The organism is Microcystis sp. M_QC_C_20170808_M3Col (genome assembly GCF_007095505.1).
Taxonomy (GTDB): domain Bacteria; phylum Cyanobacteriota; class Cyanobacteriia; order Cyanobacteriales; family Microcystaceae; genus Microcystis.
This window is the reverse complement of the sequence record NZ_SFBY01000284.1, coordinates 1-3,433: the sequence shown is the minus strand read 5'-3', so window position 1 is coordinate 3,433 and position 3,433 is coordinate 1. Positions and strand designations below refer to the sequence as shown.

Below are 3,433 nucleotides of genomic sequence, written 5' to 3'. Positions count from 1 at the left end.
CTGGGAATAAGCATCTGTCAACCAATCATATTCTTTTTTGAGACTAGGCAATAGTCCCTGAATATAGTTTCGTGTCAGTCCTTTTCCTGTGGTTTTATAGGTTTCTTGGCATAAATTCAATGAATAATTCCAAAACCAACGACAACAACGAAAGCTTTTTGCTCAGGCTATTTCTTGCTCAGTATTAGGCTTAAGTTTGAATTTGTACGCTTTGTACATAAGAGTTATCAAGAAACTATAATTATGATAACATAGTTTTTGAGGAATTGTTTAGATACAAAGTCAGCATTCATGAGGGGGTGTGGGGCGAATTACTTCGCCCCTTTAAAAGCCCCGTGCCATCGCACTCAAGCGAGGGACTTCTGCTGACATTCAGTTAAAATAGCCATCATCTTTTGGGCTACCTCTGCTGTTTGTTCCAGCATGGCAAAATGACCACAATCGGATAACTCAATGACGTTGCTGCCAGTTTCAAACAAAGGATGAAAACTGGCCAGATGGTTAACGTACTTAACTTCCATAATCGTATCCTCTTTCCCCGCCAGAAAATAGACTGGTTGCGGGAGACGGGAGACAATCTGGGGTAAAAGATGAACTTCGCTGATAGTGGTGGTTTCCAAAAGTGACCCTAGGGCTGCTTGGTAATCGGCCCGGACAAAATCAATCACGCGCTGTTTGCCCCATTTTTTACCTAGGGTTTGCTTGACCATCATCCGCGAGAATAAAACATCAATCAAGGGAACACCAGGCAACCAAGACGGTCTTCTCTGTAAAATCTGTCTTCCGGCTTCCCGAAATCGCTCAAATTCCTCCTTTAGATAGATGCCACCGCCGGCATTCATACAGATTACCCCTTTAATCCGTTCAGGACAGCTATCCGCGGCCCACAAAGCAACACTACCACCGAGGGAATGACCAACTAACCAAGCAGCATCGAGGTTTAAGCGGTTAAGAAGGGTAATAACGTCTTGGGAGTAGGATTCAAGGTTATAACTGCTAGGAGGACTGTTAGAGGTGATTTTTTGGGAGTCGCCAAAGCCCCGGAGATCATAGACTAGACAGGGATAATCCGGGGAGAGAATATCTACCAAAGGCTGCCAGTAGTGACGACTCAGCAGCCAACCGTGTATAAAGACTAAAACCGGTTTATCCGCTCGGGGCGAAAATAACTCGTAACTGTGGGATACTCCCGATATGTCGATGGTAGGCATATAATCAATCTCAACCTAAATTAAACCGTTGATAGGGGTTACTAGGGAAACTTCTAGGGAAAAATAGATGTATTTAGCCTTGTTTATAGAGCAAAATCAGGGAAGCTTCGGATATTCCCCTGACAGCTGATGACTCACTGCTATAGACAATTTCAAAAGCTTCTACTTAAAGTATAAAACACTGGAGATACCCCCCTAAAATAGGATGAAAACCCTAGACCAGGATTCATCTATGAAATGCGATCGCTTTTTAACTCTTTCCCTCGTCTTCAGTCTGGGATTAGCTTTTCCCCCCTCTTTACCCGCTCAAAATCCCCCCGCTACCACCTTTCAACCAGGTCCTTGGCAGCCTGTTGCTAGGGTGAATATGAGTCGTCCCGTGGAGATTAAAATCATCAATCAAACCGATATTGACCTCAATTATGACCTATCGGCCAATATTAATTCCTCTCCCCAATTATTATCTCCAGGTACGGAGACAACCCTAAGAGGTTTGGTAATTCCGGCATATATTCTGATTAATCGAGCTAATGCCGCCGCAGATCGCTATTCTTCTAGTTTAATCTATGCCGTAGAGGTCAATGATGATAATTTAGTCACGATTACTGTCACCAAAGTTCCGGGGAGTACCCCCGGTTATACCACCTTTAACATCAATCAACAGGGTGCTATTTATATTTACTAGCTCTAGCTTAAGCTGTTATGGAGCCACCTCGATTGTTAATTAAGTTTACGGCTCCCAAGCATTTTTATGGTTATTTTCTAATGGATCTTCCCGATAAATAATTTGGATGATGTAATGGGTATTGGGTTCTAATTCAATCTTTTCTTCGGGACGGAAAACCATTCCATCATAACTAACTCGTAGATTTTTTATCATAATGGATTGTTGAGAAGTAATTCGAGTACGGCCTACACAGTGCCTTAAGGCTAGTGTAACACACCCTCTCAACTATAACTGCCGCACGATCGCACCCTCTTCTAGATGCCGATATTCTACTAAAGATGGGAAAATATCAGTCCTGTAGGGTCAAGGTCGATCCTCGTGGGTGGGGAAATGGAGGGAACTTTCGGGTAGGTTGACAACAGTAATTGTTTTTCTCAACCTATCGAAAAATCCGACACTATACCCCGTTTCTAATCCCTCGATTTGATGTTTTTCTACCAAGGTTCCCACGGATAATCTTTCTTCATGCACCAATTCAAAAATGAAATTTTTGCCGCTATTGCATTTTTAACCACGAGAAAACTGCCTCGACGGTTAATTCTAGATCGATATCCGGTAAGATTTCTAGTCGATCGAGACCTTGGCGTAATTCGGGTGGTCGATCAGGAAGAAAAATGAGGATTGATCGATCTTCGGCATCGAGTAGCCATCCCAGTTTACAGCCGTGTTTAAGACAATACAGGATATTTCCCGTGACTCGGTTGGAACTTTGTTCGGGGGAAAGGATTTCGATCGTCCAGTCGGGAGGGATGAGAATATTATCGAGAGGTTCACCGTTGGTATCGAAGGGGATATTCTGCCAGAGGAGTACGGCGATATCGGGGACGATCGATCGACCCGCGAAGGTACAGCGCAATTCGGGAAACGCATAAGCGATTTTTTCTGTTTCGGTGATGCGATTGATTTTCTCGATTAATTTGCTCTGTAATCGAGCGTGTCGGGTTTTCGGCATAGCTTTTTGAACGATTCGACCGTCGATATATTCCAGCGCGGGTTTGCTTTCCGGTAGTGCAAGAAATTCGGGTAGGGTGAGGAGGGATTGGAGCATTTTAGAAATCTATCCTGTCAAACGCTTCGGAATGATTAAGTTGGGTGAGGCTGTGGTATATTTCACTTCAAGATTCATTCAGTAAAGACTCTAAAATTTCGGGTTTTAATCCTCTTGCTTCGGCCTCATCACTAATTTCGTCCATCAGCTTACCAAGAAAGTCGCTATCGTCTTCACTCGGCCTTCTCATCAACAGATCGATAAGAATCCGAACACGCTCTTTTTCTTCGGAGAATGCGGATTGATAGAGTTCTGCCGCTTCGGGACTAACTTCGATCAAGATTTTGGTCATAGGATTATGCTTCTTAAACGAGTTCATCTATGGAAGTTACCGAAATTTTGGGTTAAAGCCCCGTCCTTTTAGGACGGCTTTTTAAACTATAGCTTGTTAACTTAACTTTTATTGTGCTATACTGATTTTGTCTAAGTACCCCCTGCGTAAAATGT

5 protein-coding genes and 1 pseudogene are annotated in these 3,433 nt (G+C 43.3%); 1 reads left to right on the top strand and 5 read right to left on the bottom strand.

Features of this window, described 5'->3' with window-relative positions:
* Positions 1–219, bottom strand: a pseudogene (locus tag EWV84_RS12770) (helix-turn-helix domain-containing protein); the annotation flags it as partial.
* 128 nt (positions 220–347) lie between these two features.
* On the bottom strand, positions 348–1,211 hold the full coding sequence (locus EWV84_RS12765) for an alpha/beta fold hydrolase (protein WP_287078283.1): 864 nt from the start codon (positions 1,209–1,211) through the stop codon (positions 348–350).
* Positions 1,212–1,443: 232 nt separating this feature from the next.
* On the opposite strand from EWV84_RS12765, the gene EWV84_RS12760 reads away from it, so the two are divergent.
* The gene (locus tag EWV84_RS12760) at positions 1,444–1,896 is read left to right on the top strand and encodes a hypothetical protein (RefSeq protein ID WP_287078284.1); all 453 of its coding nucleotides are present in this window, start codon (positions 1,444–1,446) and stop codon (positions 1,894–1,896) included.
* Positions 1,897–1,941: 45 nt separating this feature from the next.
* On the opposite strand, the gene EWV84_RS12755 is transcribed toward EWV84_RS12760, so the two are convergent.
* The 3 genes from EWV84_RS12755 to EWV84_RS12745 form a co-directional block, all read right to left on the bottom strand.
* Positions 1,942–2,091: a hypothetical protein gene (locus EWV84_RS12755; RefSeq protein ID WP_287078282.1), complete on the bottom strand. Its 150-nt coding sequence runs from the start codon at positions 2,089–2,091 to the stop codon at positions 1,942–1,944.
* Between the two features lie 343 nt (positions 2,092–2,434).
* The gene (locus EWV84_RS12750) at positions 2,435–2,986 is read right to left on the bottom strand and encodes a Uma2 family endonuclease (RefSeq protein WP_287078281.1); all 552 of its coding nucleotides are present in this window, start codon (positions 2,984–2,986) and stop codon (positions 2,435–2,437) included.
* Positions 2,987–3,053: 67 nt separating this feature from the next.
* Positions 3,054–3,278 (bottom strand): C2H2-type zinc finger protein, encoded by a 225-nt coding sequence (locus EWV84_RS12745; RefSeq protein ID WP_287078280.1) that lies wholly within the window; start codon positions 3,276–3,278, stop codon positions 3,054–3,056.
* Positions 3,279–3,433: the final 155 nt, after the last annotated feature.